We start from the raw sequence: 12,677 nt of genomic DNA, 5'->3' as shown, positions 1-12,677 counted from the left end.
CAGTTCAGCAGGCAGGGCCCCGACGGCTACGACGGTTCGAAGGTTACGGAGCGGCGCATGACGAGCACCTTCCCCAACATCTCCATCAGCACGGAGCGGTTGGTGCTGCGTCCCCTCGACGAGGACGACGTCCCCGCCCTCGCCGCCATGATGAACGACGAGCAGGTCGGCGCCTGGACCGACGTCCCCCAGCCCTTCGGCGAGGACGCCGCCCGCGCCTGGATCACCGAGCAGGCCCCCGCCGCCCGCGCGGCCGGCCGCGGACTCGACCTCGCCGTCACCGAGTTCCTCACCCAGCGCCTGGTCGGCGTCGTCCGGCTCACCCGGACCAACTGGCACGTGCGGGCCACCGAACTGTCGTACATCGTCGCCCACTGGGCCCGCGGCGAGGGGTACGCCTCCGAGGCCGCCCTCGCCACCGCCCAATGGCTGTTCGGCGACCAGAAGTTCGAGCGCATCGAACTGCGCACCGCCGCCGACAACACCGCCTCCCAGCAGGTCGCCCAGAAGATCGGCTGCATCAGCGAAGGCGTCCTGCGCAACGCCTGCATAGCGCACGTCCGGGCCGACGACGGGACCTGGACCGACGTACGCACCGACTTCATCGTGTGGAGCCTGCTCCCCGAGGACCTGGAAGGCGCCGCCGAGCACCTCGCCGGCGGCGACGGCTTCACCGCCTTCAGCGACTGGAGCTGACCCGCCGCGGCACCCCCGTCATGGACCGAGGCCGCACCGGGTACGCTCACCAAGCCCGCCCGCGGGCCCCGACCCCACGACGACCTGCGCAAACCTCAGGAGACTGACGACGATGGCCGACCGGGTCACGGTGATCGGCTGGGACGGCTCGCCGCTGACCGAGGCGGCACGCGCCGCCCTGGGCGCCGCCACGCTGGTGGCCGGCGCCGCCCACCATCTGGCACTGGCCGAAGTGCCCCCCGCCGCCGAGCGGGTCCGCCTCGGCAGCGTCGCCCTCGCCGCCCGCCGCATCGCCGCCCACCGCGGCACGGCGGTCGTGTTCGCCGACGGCGACCCCGGCTTCTTCGGCGTCGTACGGACGCTGCGGGCGCCCGAGTTCGGCCTGGAGGTCGAGGTGGTCCCCGCGGTCTCCGCCGTCGCCGCCGCCTTCGCCCGCGCCGGCATGCCCTGGGACGACGCCCATGTGGTCGTCGCCCACCCCCGCACCCTGCGCCGCGCGGTGAACGTATGCCGGGCCCATACCAAGGTCGCCGTCCTCACCGCCCCCGGCGCCGGCCCCGCCGAACTCGGGCTGCTGCTGGACGGCGTCCACCGCACCTTCGTCATCTGCGAGGAACTCGGCACCGACCGCGAACGGGTCACCGTCGTCACCTCCGACAAGGCCGCCGACCACACCTGGCGCGACCCCAATGTCGTCATCGTCATCGGCGGCCCCACCGGACCCGGCACCCCGGGCGACGGCGGCAACTGGATCGCCGGCCCCGGCCCGGCCGGCGGCCCGCGCGGCTGGTGCCTGCCCGCCGAGGAGTACGGCGGCGGCCTCGGCGAGGGCGAGACCGACCTGCTGCGCGCCGCCCAACTCGCCCGGCTCGGACCGCGCCTCGGCGACCTCGTCTGGGACATCGGCTGCGGCGGCGGCGCCTTCGCCACCGAGGCCGCCCGGTCCGGCGCCGCCGTCCTCGCCGTCGACCGCGACCTGGCCGCCTGCGTGCGCGCCGAGACCACCGCCCGCCGCCACGGCGTCCAGATGCAGATCGTGCACGGCACCGCCCCGCACGTCCTGGAGGACCTCCCCGAACCCGACGTGGTCCGGGTCGGCGGCGGCTCCACCGCCGTCGTCTCCGCCGTCGCCGACCGCCGCCCGCAGCGCATCGTCACCCACGCCGCGACCCGCGACGACGCCGAACTCGTCGGCCGCGAACTGACCGAGCACGGCTACCGCGTCGAGTGCGCCCTGCTGCAGTCCGTCGAACTCGACACCAGGGCCTGGACGGAGACGGAACGGAGCGTCGCGTTCCTGCTCAGCGGCGTGCTGCCGGACCGCGAGGAGCCCGCCCCGTGATCCTGTTGTCGTACCACGCGCGGTAGGCTGGCCGACCGTTGTACCGCTCTCGGACACCGGCGCGGCGTCGGCCGGTGTCCGTAAGGACCCGGTCGTGAAGGACCGGGTGTGGTACGGCGGAACCTGAGGGCGCGCAACGTGGCGCAGTCCACAGCGGACCGTCGCGGATCAAGCTGACGTGGCGGGCGAACGACCGGAAGAATGCCACTCAATGGCTTTGTCGCCTTTTACCGGCGGGTCGTTCGTGCCGCGGGGCACGCACGCTCGTTCTTCACTGCGGGGCGGTCGGTGCGCCGTTCCGGGTGAGCTGGTCGTAGGGAGCACTAACCGATGGGCGAGGGGTACGCATGACCGACACCGGCCAGATCCCGGGCGAGGGGCTGCCGGAGAACGCAGGCATGGTGGAGCAGCCGGGGGCCCCCGCGCCCGGCGCGTACACCTACCTCTCCGAGACCACCGCCGAGGACGAGGACCTGTTGCTGCTGCCGGGCGCGCAGAGCGCCTGGGGCAACGAGGTCGCCCCGCCGCCGCCCGAGCCGGTCGTCGAGGCCGTGCACGAGCCGGAGCCGCACGAGACGTCCGGGCGGGACACCGGCTCGGTCGACCTCTCCGGCGTCCGCCCGCCGGGCCCGGCCGTGCCGCCGCGCCGCCCGCTGCACCTCGGTCCGCCCATCCCCAGCACCTCGGCGAGCCCGGTCCGCTCCCTCGCCGACCGCGGCCCGGCGGACGCGCCGAGACCCGTCGGCCCGGAGTACCTCGACGCCTCCCAGTCCCCGGCGGCGCCCCCGCGGGGCGCGGCTCCCTGGGGCCCCGGCCCTGCGGAAACGGTTGTTCCGACCCCGCGGCCGGCGGAACCGGGTCCCGTCGGACCGGTGGCGGGGGAGTCCCCCGTGGAGAACGGACCGGGGCCGCGGGGTCCCGAGCCGGCCGTGCCGCAGCAGCACCCCGAGCCCGCGCCTCAGCAGCACCAGGCTGCCGAAGCACCCGAAACGCCAGAAACACGCGAGATGCACGACCCTCAGACCCTCCCGGCCACCACGCCCACGCCCGCCCCGCAGACACCGGACGATCCGGCGGCGGAGGCCGCGGGGGCTTCGCCGGTTGCGACGGAGGTACCGGTTGCCGCTGAGGCGCCGGAGGCGCCGGAGGTACCGGTGGCATCCGAGGTGCCCGTGGCGCCCGAGGCGTCTGTGGTTCCCGAGGCGTCTGTGGCATCCGAGGTGCCGGTGGTGCCCGAGGCGTCCGTGGCATCCGAGGCGTCTGTGGTTCCCGAGGCGTCTGTGGCATCCGAGGTGCCGGTGGCTTCCGGGACTTCTGTGGCTTCCGAGGTACCGGTGGGCTTTGAGGTGCCCGTGGCTTCTGAGGTGCCGGTGACTCCCGAGGTGTCCGTGGGTCCTGAGGTGCCCGTGACGCCCGAGGTGTCCGTGGCCTCTGAGGTGTTCGTGGCTCCCGAGGCGCAGGTGGCTCCCGAGGTGCAGGTGGCTCCCGAGACGCCCGCTGCCTCGGAGGCGGCCGGCGCCCACGAGGCTGCGGTCGCCCCTGAGATGCCGGTTGCCGCCGAGACGGCTGCTGCTTCCGAGGTGCCAGGCACTCCGGAGACGCCCGCTGTTTCCGAGGCGCCCGTGGCTCCGGTTGTCGAGGAAGCGCCGGCCGCTCCCGAGACAGCGGTCGCTCCCGAGCCCCCGGCCGCCCCTTTGGTCGATGAGGCCCCGGTCGCTCCCGAGGCTCCCGCCACCCCGCTGGTCGATGAAGCCCCGGTCGCCCCCGAGACCCCGGTCGCCCCGCCGACCGACGAGGCCACGGTCGCGCCGTCGACCGACGAGGCTCCGGTCGCCCCGCTCGCGGAGGCCGCCCCGGCCGCCCCCGAGGCGCCGGTGACCCCGCCCGTGCCCGCGCCCGCGCCCGCGCCCGCGCCCGCGCCCGCGCCCGCCGAAGAGGTTCCGGCCACCCCCGAGCCCCCGGCCACCCCGCTCGCGGAGGCCGCCCCGGCCGCCCCGCCCGCCGCAGAGGCCCCGCCCACCCCCGAAGCCCCGCCCGTCCAGGCCCCCCAGCCCTCCGAGCCCACGTCCCGCCCCCCGCAGACGGCCGGTGAAGCGCCCACGGCGGCACCCCTCACCCCCGACCCGGAGCAGGCACCCCCCGCTCCCGCCCCCGCGCCCTTCCCGGCGGAGCCCGAGCCCTCGGCGGAACAGCCCGCCCCCGCCGAGGACTCCGCCCCGGTCCCGCTCCCCGCCGCCCAGGGCCCCCAGACCACCGTGCCCGCCCCGGACGGCGCCCCCGCCGAACCCGTGGCCCAGTTCGAGGCGGCCGACGGGCAGGTGCCGCCCGCCCCGCCGCACCTCACGCCGGCGCCCCCGCACGACGCCGCCGCCCCCGGCCTCGTACAGCACGCCGACGACCTGGACACCCGGGCCGCGGAGCAGGACGACGTACAGGCGGAAGGCGTGGCCCCCGTCGCGGAGACGGGACGCCGGTCCGTCGGTCCGGCCGCGCCCGCCTACGACGACGCCGAGCGCGAGGCCGTCCTGAAGGTGATGCGCGAACGCCGGGACATCCGCAACGGCTTCCGCGACGACCCCATCCCGCACGAGGTGCTGCTCCGCGTCCTGGAGGCCGCGCACACCGCCCCGTCCGTCGGCCACTCCCAGCCCTGGGACTTCGTGGTCATCCGGTCCGCCGAGACCCGCCGCACGATGCACGAACTGGCGACCCGCCAGCGCGAGGCGTACGCCAAGTCCCTCCCCAAGGGCCGGGCGAAGCAGTTCAAGGAACTGAAGATCGAGGCCATCCTCGACACCCCGGTCAACATCGTCGTCACCGCCGACCCCACCCGCGGCGGCCGGCACACCCTGGGCCGCCACACCCAGCCGCAGATGGCCCCGTACTCCGCCGCGCTCGCCGTCGAGAACCTGTGGCTGGCCGCCCGCGCCGAGGGCCTCGGCGTCGGCTGGGTCAGCTTCTTCGACGAGCGGGAGATGGTCCGCGCCCTCGGCCTGCCCGAGCACCTGGAGGTCATCGCCTACCTGTGCGTCGGGTACGTCGACGAGTTCCCGGACGAGCCCGAGCTGATGCAGGCCGGCTGGTCCAAGCGCCGCCCGCTCTCCTGGGTCGTGCACGAGGAGACGTACGGCCGCCGCGCCCTGCCCGGCGAGGAGCCGCACGACCTGCTCGCCGAGACCGTCGCCCAGATCCGCCCGCTGGACGCCAAGGCGCTGGGCGAGGCGTGGGAACGGCAGAAGCGGATGACCAAGCCGGCCGGCGCGCTCGGCATGCTGGAGATCATCTCCGCGCAGTTGTCCGGCCTGTCCCGCCAGTGCCCGCCGCCGATCCCGGAGCCCGCCGCCGTCGCGATCTTCGCCGGCGACCACGGGGTGCACGCCCAGGGCGTCACCCCCTGGCCGCAGGAGGTCACCGCCCAGATGGTGGCCAACTTCCTGGGCGGGGGAGCGGTGTGCAACGCGTTCGCCACCCAGGTCGGCGCCGAGGTGTGCATCGTGGACGTCGGTGTCGCCGCCGACCTCCCCGCCACCCCCGGCCTGCTGCCCCGCAAGATCCGTCCGGGCACCTCCGACATGACGGCCGGCCCCGCGATGACCCGCGAGGAGGCCAAGCAGGCCATCGAGGTCGGCATCGAGACCGCCCGCGACCTGGTCGCCGCCGGCAACAAGGCGCTGCTCACCGGTGAGATGGGCATCGCCAACACCACCGCGTCCGCCGCGCTGATCTCCGTCTTCACCGGCGCCGACCCGGCCGAGGTCACCGGCCGCGGCACCGGCATCAACGACGAGACCCTCGCCCGCAAGACCGAGGTGGTCCGCCGCGCCCTGGAGGTGCACCGGCCCGACCCGGCCGACCCGATCGGCGTGCTCGCCGCGGTCGGCGGCCTGGAGCACGCCGCCATGGTCGGCCTGCTGCTCGGCGGCGCGTCACTGCGTACGCCGGTGATCCTGGACGGCGTCAGCGCCGGCGCCGCCGCCCTGGTCGCCCGCGCCATCGCCCCCGAGGTACTGGCGGCCTGTATCGCCGGTCACCGCAGCGCCGAGCCCGGCCATGTCGCCGCGCTGAACAAGCTGGGCCTGCGCCCCCTGGTCGACCTCGACCTCCGCCTCGGCGAGGGCACCGGCGCGCTGCTCGCGCTGCCGATGGTGCAGAGCACGGCCCGCGCCATGCACGAGGTGGCGACGTTCGACTCGGCGGGCGTCACCGAGAAGTGACCCCGCGCGGGCCGGGGTGGCGGCACTCACTCGCCGCCGCCCCGGCCGACTGCGTAAGATCCGCACGGTAATCGTACGTATTCGCACGTCAGGGCAGCTCCAGAGCCGCAGCGCGCCCGTCGCACCCCGCCAGGACGAAAGGCCGCCCCCTCATGGCCGAACACCCCGCCTACCCCGTAGGTCTCCGCCTGACCGGCCGCCGCGTGGTCGTCCTCGGCGGCGGCCAGGTCGCCCAGCGCCGGCTGCCCGCCCTCATCGCGGCGGGCGCCGACATCCTGCTGGTCTCGCCCGGGGCGACCCCGTCGGTCGAGGCGATGGCGGACGCGGGCGAGATCCGCTGGGAGCGCCGGCCGTACGCGGACGGCGACCTCGCCGACGCCTGGTACGCCCTGATCGCCACCAGCGACCCGGAGGCCAACGCCGCCGCGTCCGCCGAGGCCGAACGGCACCGCGTCTGGTGCGTCCGCTCCGACGACGCCGACCGGGCCACCGCCTGGACCCCGGCGACCGGCCACAGCGAGGGCGTCACGGTCGCCGTCCTCACCACCGACGCCCGGGGCCGCGACCCCCGCCGCACCGCCGCCATCCGCGACGCGGTCGTCGAGGGCCTGCGCGACGGCACCCTCGTCGCCCCGCACCACCGCACCCGCACCGCCGGTGTCGCCCTGGTCGGCGGCGGCCCCGGCGACCCGGACCTGATCACCGTGCGCGGCCGCCGGCTGCTCGCCGAGGCCGACGTGGTCATCGCCGACCGCCTCGGCCCCCGCGACCTGCTCGCCGAACTGCCGCCGCACGTCGAGGTGATCGACGCGGCGAAGATCCCGTACGGGCGGTTCATGGCCCAGGAGGCCATCAACAACGCGCTGATCGAGCACGCCAAGCAGGGCAAGGCGGTGGTCCGCCTCAAGGGCGGCGACCCGTACGTCTTCGGACGCGGCATGGAGGAACTCCAGGCGCTGGCCGAGGCGGGCATCCCCTGCACGGTCGTCCCCGGCATCTCCAGCTCCATCTCGGTGCCGGGCGCGGCCGGCATCCCGGTCACCCACCGCGGCGTGGCCCATGAGTTCACCGTGGTCAGCGGCCATGTCGCCCCCGACGACGAGCGCTCCCTGGTCGACTGGCCGGCGCTGGCCAGGCTCACCGGCACCCTCGTGATCCTGATGGGCGTCGACAAGATCGGGAAGATCGCCGAGACGCTGATCGCGCACGGCAGGTCCCCGGGCACCCCGGTCGCCCTCGTCCAGGAGGGCACCACCGCCGCCCAGCGCCGTGTCGACGCGACCCTCGCCACGGTCGCCGCGACGGCCGCCGCCGAGGAGGTCAGGCCCCCCGCGGTCATCGTCGTCGGCGAGGTAGTCCACGTCGGCCCCCGGAGCGCCGAGTGATGGCCGGCCTCATCACCGTCGAGGACCCCGAGGACCCGCGCCTCGCCGACTACACCGACCTGACCGACGTCGAACTGCGCCGCCGCCGCGAACCCGCCGAGGGCCTGTTCATCGCCGAGGGCGAGAAGGTCGTCCGCCGGGCCGCCCAGGCCGGCTACGCCACGCGGTCCCTGCTGCTGTCCGCCAAGTGGGTCGACCCGCTGCGCGACCTCATCGACCGGCTCGACGCCCCCGTCTACGTGGTGAGTCCCGAACTCGCCGAGCGGGTCACCGGCTACCACGTGCACCGCGGCGCCCTCGCCTCCATGGCCCGCAAACCCCTGCCCACGGCCACCGGACTGCTCGGCGCGGCCCGCCGGGTGGTGGTCATGGAGTCGGTCAACGACCACACCAACATCGGCGCCGTCTTCCGCTCTGCCGCCGCCCTCGGCATGGACGCGGTCCTGCTCTCCCCGGACTGCGCCGACCCCCTCTACCGACGCAGCGTCAAGGTCTCGATGGGCGCCGTCTTCTCCGTGCCGTACGCCCGTCTGGAGACCTGGCCGAGGGGGCTGGACGCGGTCCGCGAGGCCGGTTTCACGCTGCTCGCTCTCACCCCCGACGAGCGGGCCAGGACCCTGGACGAGACCGCCCCGCACCGCATGGACCGGGTGGCCCTGATGCTCGGCGCCGAGGGCGACGGCCTGTCCGCCCGCGCCCTGTCCGCGGCCGACGAGTGGGTCCGCATCCCCATGGCCCACGGCGTCGACTCCCTCAACGTCGGCGCGGCGGCGGCGGTCGCCTTCTACGCGGTGACGGCGGGCCGCCCGCAGCCGTAGGACCGAGAAGCCCCTACGGCCCGGAAGTCCCGTCCGGTACGTCCGGCACATCCGGCAGGTCCGACCCAACCGGTACGTCCGACACATCCGGTACGTCCGACACATCCGGTACGTCGGTCCGCAGCACCCGCTCGGCCCGTACGCCCCCGTGGCCGTCGCCGCCGAGCCCGCGCGAGGGGCCCTGGCAGCCCTGGGCCGCGGCGATGCCGAGCGCCACCAGCAGCGTCACGACGACGAACACGAACAGCCGCTGCCGCAGCAGCCTCGGGTTGGCCGGCCGCCGCCCGGTTCCGGTGGGGCGCGGTCCGGTCCGGCCGGTCCCGCTGCGCGGCGCGGGCCGGCCGCCGGTGCCCGGCCGTGTGCCGTTGCGTCCGGTGGCGCGCGAGGCGGGCGTGGGCCGCGACCCCGGCCGCGCCCCCGTGCCGCCGCCGCGCGAGGGAACCGCCCCCCGCGCCGCCGGACCGGGCGCCCGGCGGGGCCCGGACCGCCCCTGGCTCCGGGGGGTGGGCGTGCCGCCCTGCGGGCGCCGCCGCTCCCGTTCCCGCTGCGGGTAGGTGTCGGCGAGCCGCCCGGTGGGCCGGTCCGCCTCCGCCGAGCGCGGCGAGGGGGGCCGTACGTCGGACAGGCCGTGGGCCTCGCGGGCGGCGATCTCCTTGAGCCGCAGCGACAGTTGGAGGGTGCTGGGCCGCTCCTCGGGGTCCTTGGCGAGACAGGCCCGCACCAGCGGGGCGAGCGCGTCGGGGACGCCGCGCAACTGCGCCTCCTCGTGCACCACGCGGTACAGCATCACCTCGGAACTGCCGTGCCCGAACGGCGAGTCGCCGGTCGCCGCGTAGGCGAGGGTGGCGCCCAGCGAGAACACGTCCGTGGCCGGGGTGACCGCCGCGCCGCGCACCTGCTCCGGCGCGAGGAACCCGGGGGAGCCGACCGCGGTGCCGACGTGCGTGAGCGTGGAGGCGCCCGTCGCCCAGGCGATGCCGAAATCGATGATCCGCGGGCCCTTGGGGGAGAGCAGGATGTTGGAGGGCTTCAGGTCCCGGTGCACCACCCCGGCCTCATGGACGGCGACGAGCCCCTCGGAGAGCGCGGCGCCCACCGCGGCGACGTCGGCCGCGCTCAGCGGCCCCTCGTCGGCGACCTTGTCGTGCAGCGACGGGCCGGGCACGTACTGCGTGGCGAACCACGGCCGGTCCGCCTCCAGGTCCGCCGCCACCAGCCGCGCGGTGCACCCGCCCCTGATCCGTCGTGCCGCCGAGACCTCACGGGCGAACCGTGAGCGGAACTCCTGATCCTCCGCCAGGTCCGGCCGGATCACCTTCAGCGCGACCCGCTGCCCCTTCTTGTCGGAGCCCAGGTAGACCACGCCCATTCCGCCCGCGCCGAGCCGCCTGTGAAGCCTGAACGAGCCGACGACGCGCGGGTCCTCGCGCCTCAGGCGCATCATCGCCATGTTCATCCCCGCTGCCCGGTCCCTGTGACGAGCCACAGCTTACGTTTCCCCGGCCTCCCGCGCGCAGAGGCCGCGCCCTCTCGGGGCGATCGATTGTCAGTGCCGGGTGGGAGAATCGAAGGGTGGTCAGGAAAGGGGCGAACCTGCCGGTTTCGGTGCCGGACGGGGTCCCAACCGGCCGCCTGGGAAGGGGGATTGACTCCGTGAAGGGCGATCGTGTGGAGATAGTCGTCGACGCCGGTGACACGACCCGGACGTACGAGGTGGTGGCGAGCCGGGCGGGACGCCGGGTGGAGACGGCGGTGCGGCGAGGAGTGGTCGAAGTGAGCGAAGTCACCCGCAGCGGCACCGTCGTGCGGACCGCCCGATTCATGGCGAACCGGGTGCTGGCACTGGTGGAGCAGCCCGTTCCCCGGGAGGACGGTTCAGAGAAAGCGGGGCAGAGCGGACGCCCTCTCCGGGAAGACCCCGAGACCTAGGCCGCCGTCTCCACCCAGGGGAGTACTCCGCTGGTCATGGCTCATCCTCCGGGAGGCCCGGCAATCGGTACGAGGGCATGACGTCCGGCGGGGCCCGGACGCCTAGATTTGTTGTCAAGCGGCGGGTGCAGCACTCGTCCCCCGAGGTCAGACGCCCGCCGCTGTCAACGGCACGACATATCGAAAGGCCAGGGGAGGGACCATGGCGCAGACGGCACCGCGGACACTGGCTCGCACCCAGCGCCGTCGTCACCCACTGGTGGCGACACTGATGGCCCTTCCTCTGGCGGTCCTGCTCCTGCTCGTCTTCGACGGCTGGGAGACAGTGGCCACACAAGCGTCGTCCGTGGGTGTGATGCTGGGGCGCTGAGCGGCGACCCCAGGCCCGGAAGAGCGGTCCGGGCGGGGACATCCACCCATGAAACCCCGTGGGGACGGGGGTGCGGCGGACGGCAAAAATGCCGGCGTAGCTGGGGAGCTACGCCGGCATTGCCATGCCCACCCCCCACCGCACCCATCCCAGAACCACCCACCCCGCCCCACCACCCATCCGTCCCGCGCCTGGCCCGGCGGCCCCCGCCCCACCGCGCCGCGCCCGCCCCGGGACCACCCGCCCCACCCCACCGCGCATCCGCGCCGCGCCCAGCCCCCGGTCACCCGCCCCGCCCCACCGCGCACCCGCCCCACGCCCAGTCCACGGCCACCCACCCGCCCAACCGCGGGCAGTCGTGCCGCCTAGGGCGGCACGGGTGGGCGCGGCGGCACCCCGCCGCGCCGGGTCGCGCCACGCCCCCGCCCCGAGCCCCAGCCCACGGTCACCGACAACGCGGACCACACCCCCTCGTACCCTCAAGCCCGTGACCCCCGACCCTCTCCTCCCCGCCCTGACCGCCCGAGCGAAGGCGAGGGCCCACGCCCGCACCCCCGCGCCCGCCCCCACCTGCCCCTGCGTCGCGGCCACCCTCGCCCACCGCCCCGACGGCACCGTCGTCCGGCACGCCGACACCGTCGCCAAGGCCCACGCCCCCGGCACCGACCCCACCGCCCTCACCCACCGCGTCACCGCCGCCGCCACCCTCCCCGGCGTCTACCTCCCCCCGCTCGACCCGACCCCGGCCCTCGTCCCCGTCCCCCCGCACGACCGCCTCGTCACCTTCTGGCCGTACGGCACCCCCGTAGACCCCGACGACCCCACCACCGCCCCCTGGGAAGCGGCCGGAACCCTCCTCGCCCACCTCCACCGCACCACCCTCACCACCCTCACCACCCCCACCACCGGCACCACCCCCACCGCCCTCCCCCCGATGCGCGGCCCCCAAAAGGCCGCCGCCGCCGTCGCCACCCTCCGCGCCACCACGCGGCGGCACCCCCACCCCGCCGCCACCCCCGTCCTGCGGGCCTGGTCCACACTGCCCCCCTGGGCCCGCGCCGAGGCCCCCATGCCGGACGCGGCCACCCTCTGCCACGGCGACCTCCACCTCGGCCAGCTCGTCCGCCACCCCGCCCCGGACGGCCCGTGGCTGCTGATAGACGTCGACGACCTCGGCGTCGGCGTCCCCGCCTGGGACCTCGCCCGCCCCGCCGCCTGGTACGCCTGCGGCCTCCTCCCGCCCGGCGACTGGTCCCGCTTCCTCGCCGCCTACCGCACCGCAGGCGGCCCTGCCGTCCCCCCGGACGGCGACCCGTGGCCCGCGCTGGACGTCCCCGCCCGCGCCCTCACCGTCCAGACCGCCGCCCGCGCCCTGACCAAGGCGATCGCCGCAGGCCGGGAACCCGACGAGATGGAGCGCCTGCTGATCGACGCCTGCGCCCGCATGGCCGCCGTACCCGCGGCCGTACCCGCGGACGCACCCGCGCAGTTGGGCGGCGCGTCCCCGAAGTAGGGTGCAACCGAGGGCAGCCGGACGGAGTCTGTCCTGGGGAAACGCGAAGCAGGACCGACCGGCGAGGAGTTGAGCCGACATGCAGTGTCCGAAGTGCCACGCGGCGATGCACACGTACAACCGCAACGGTGTCCAGATCGAGCAGTGCAGCAACTGCCGGGGCATCTTCCTCGACTACGGCGAGCTGGAGGCCCTGACCCGCCTGGAGGCCCAGTGGTCCCAGCCGGGCCCGCCGCCCCCGGCCGCCCCGCAGGCGTACCCGGCCCCGCCCGCCCCCGCCTGGGGCGCCCCGCACGGCGGCCACCACGGCCACCACGGTCACCACCAGCGCGGCTTCGGTCGCATGCTCTTCTCAAGCTGACCGAGCCCTCCCCGGGCCCCCGGGCCCGGCCCGAGCCCACGACGAAGCC

General features: G+C 75.6%; 9 protein-coding genes. 8 read left to right on the top strand and 1 reads right to left on the bottom strand.

What is annotated here, in order from left to right:
* Positions 1-57: 57 nt before the first annotated feature.
* The 5 genes from ACFY32_RS09615 (at position 58) to ACFY32_RS09595 (ending at position 8,455) form a co-directional block, all read left to right on the top strand.
* Entirely contained in the window at positions 58-696 is a 639-nt protein-coding gene (locus ACFY32_RS09615; RefSeq protein WP_359194301.1) for a GNAT family N-acetyltransferase, read from the top strand.
* Positions 697-808: 112 nt separating this feature from the next.
* Complete coding sequence (gene cbiE, locus ACFY32_RS09610; RefSeq protein WP_359194298.1) at positions 809-2,038, top strand: precorrin-6y C5,15-methyltransferase (decarboxylating) subunit CbiE; 1,230 nt, start codon at positions 809-811, stop codon at positions 2,036-2,038.
* 347 nt (positions 2,039-2,385) lie between these two features.
* On the top strand, positions 2,386-6,252 hold the full coding sequence (cobT, locus tag ACFY32_RS09605) for a nicotinate-nucleotide--dimethylbenzimidazole phosphoribosyltransferase (protein WP_390673825.1): 3,867 nt from the start codon (positions 2,386-2,388) through the stop codon (positions 6,250-6,252).
* A 152-nt stretch (positions 6,253-6,404) separates the two neighbouring features.
* Positions 6,405-7,637 (top strand): uroporphyrinogen-III C-methyltransferase, encoded by a 1,233-nt coding sequence (cobA, locus tag ACFY32_RS09600; protein WP_359194293.1) that lies wholly within the window; start codon positions 6,405-6,407, stop codon positions 7,635-7,637.
* A complete protein-coding gene (locus ACFY32_RS09595; RefSeq protein ID WP_359194290.1) occupies positions 7,637-8,455 on the top strand; it encodes an RNA methyltransferase in 819 nt (272 codons plus the stop codon). The genes cobA and ACFY32_RS09595 overlap by 1 nt, the downstream gene beginning before the upstream one ends.
* 13 nt (positions 8,456-8,468) lie before the next feature.
* On the opposite strand, the gene ACFY32_RS09590 is transcribed toward ACFY32_RS09595, so the two are convergent.
* The gene (locus tag ACFY32_RS09590) at positions 8,469-9,911 is read right to left on the bottom strand and encodes a serine/threonine-protein kinase (RefSeq protein WP_359194287.1); all 1,443 of its coding nucleotides are present in this window, start codon (positions 9,909-9,911) and stop codon (positions 8,469-8,471) included.
* Positions 9,912-10,108: 197 nt separating this feature from the next.
* Between ACFY32_RS09590 and ACFY32_RS09585 the strand changes: the two genes are divergently transcribed.
* The 3 genes from ACFY32_RS09585 to ACFY32_RS09575 all read left to right on the top strand — a co-directional run bounded on the left by ACFY32_RS09585 (position 10,109) and on the right by ACFY32_RS09575 (position 12,628).
* A complete protein-coding gene (locus ACFY32_RS09585; RefSeq protein ID WP_359194284.1) occupies positions 10,109-10,384 on the top strand; it encodes a hypothetical protein in 276 nt (91 codons plus the stop codon).
* An 857-nt stretch (positions 10,385-11,241) separates the two neighbouring features.
* Positions 11,242-12,267, top strand: a complete 1,026-nt coding sequence (locus tag ACFY32_RS09580) for a phosphotransferase family protein (RefSeq protein WP_390673824.1) — start codon at positions 11,242-11,244, stop codon at positions 12,265-12,267.
* 79 nt (positions 12,268-12,346) lie between these two features.
* Entirely contained in the window at positions 12,347-12,628 is a 282-nt protein-coding gene (locus ACFY32_RS09575; RefSeq protein ID WP_359194279.1) for a zf-TFIIB domain-containing protein, read from the top strand.
* Positions 12,629-12,677 lie beyond the last annotated feature (49 nt).

The organism is Streptomyces sp. NPDC000134 (genome assembly GCF_042899225.1).
GTDB lineage: Bacteria > Actinomycetota > Actinomycetes > Streptomycetales > Streptomycetaceae > Streptomyces.
This window is presented reverse-complemented; position numbering and strand designations above follow the sequence as displayed.

Bases quoted from the DNA above. Each gene is read 5' to 3' on its own strand.
- ACFY32_RS09590 (WP_359194287.1), bottom strand. From the start codon at position 9,911: ATGAACATGGCGATGATGCGCCTGAGGCGCGAGGACCCGCGCGTCGTC.
- ACFY32_RS09595 (WP_359194290.1), top strand. From the start codon at position 7,637: ATGGCCGGCCTCATCACCGTCGAGGACCCCGAGGACCCGCGCCTCGCC.
- ACFY32_RS09615 (WP_359194301.1), top strand. From the start codon at position 58: ATGACGAGCACCTTCCCCAACATCTCCATCAGCACGGAGCGGTTGGTG.
- cobT (WP_390673825.1), top strand. From the start codon at position 2,386: ATGACCGACACCGGCCAGATCCCGGGCGAGGGGCTGCCGGAGAACGCA.
- cbiE (WP_359194298.1), top strand. From the start codon at position 809: ATGGCCGACCGGGTCACGGTGATCGGCTGGGACGGCTCGCCGCTGACC.
- cobA (WP_359194293.1), top strand. From the start codon at position 6,405: ATGGCCGAACACCCCGCCTACCCCGTAGGTCTCCGCCTGACCGGCCGC.
- ACFY32_RS09575 (WP_359194279.1), top strand. From the start codon at position 12,347: ATGCAGTGTCCGAAGTGCCACGCGGCGATGCACACGTACAACCGCAAC.